Below are 941 nucleotides of genomic sequence, written 5' to 3' on the forward strand. Positions count from 1 at the left end.
ATGTTGTGGATGGTCATCGCGCCCACCATCAGCGCCATCACGGCGTTGGGCGGGATGCCCAGCGTCAGCAGCGGGATGAAGGAGGTCTGCGCGCCGGCGTTGTTGGCCGACTCGGGCGCGGCCACCCCGCGGATGTTGCCCTTGCCGAAAGGCACTTCGCCGGGCTTGCTGCGCATCTTCTTCTCGAGCGCATAGGACGCGAAGGACGCCAGCAGTGCACCACCGCCGGGCAGGATGCCGAGCGCCGAACCCAGGGCCGTGCCGCGCAACACGGCGGGCGTCATGTCCTTGAAGTCCTGCTTGGTGGGCCACAGGCCCTTGACCTCGGAAGTGAACACTTCGCGCTCGTCGTCGGGCTGCGAGAGATTGCCGATGATTTCGCCGTAACCGAACACGCCCATGGCGATCACCACGAAGCCGATGCCGTCGGTCAGTTCCGGGATGTCGAAGCTGAAGCGCGCCACGCCCGAGTTCACGTCAGTGCCGACGATGCCCAGCAGCAGGCCCAGCACGATCATCGCGACCGCCTTGAGCAGCGAACCCGAAGCCAGCACCACGGCGCCGATCAGGCCCAGCACCATCAGCGAGAAATACTCGGCCGGCCCGAACTTGAAGGCCAGCTCGGTCAGCGGCGGCGCGAAGGCAGCCAGGATCAGCGTGCCGACGCAACCTGCAAAGAACGAGCCCAGGCCGGCGGCCGCCAATGCGGGGCCCGCGCGGCCCTGTCGCGCCATCTGGTAGCCGTCGATACAGGTCACCACCGAAGATGATTCGCCGGGGAGGTTGACCAGAATCGCGGTGGTGGAGCCGCCGTATTGCGCGCCGTAGTAGATGCCGGCCAGCATGATCAGCGCCGACACGGGCGGCAGCGCGTAGGTGGCGGGCAGCAGCATCGCGATGGTCGCCACCGGGCCGATGCCCGGGAGCACGCCGATCAGCGT

General features: G+C 67.5%; 1 protein-coding gene. It reads right to left on the bottom strand.

What is annotated here, in order from left to right; all coding sequences use genetic code 11:
- Positions 1 to 941: tripartite tricarboxylate transporter permease (locus tag AC1DHL_RS29640; RefSeq protein WP_478164316.1), on the bottom strand; the 941-nt coding region annotated here is incomplete at both ends.

Source organism: Variovorax sp. 10L426 (genome assembly GCF_056395305.1).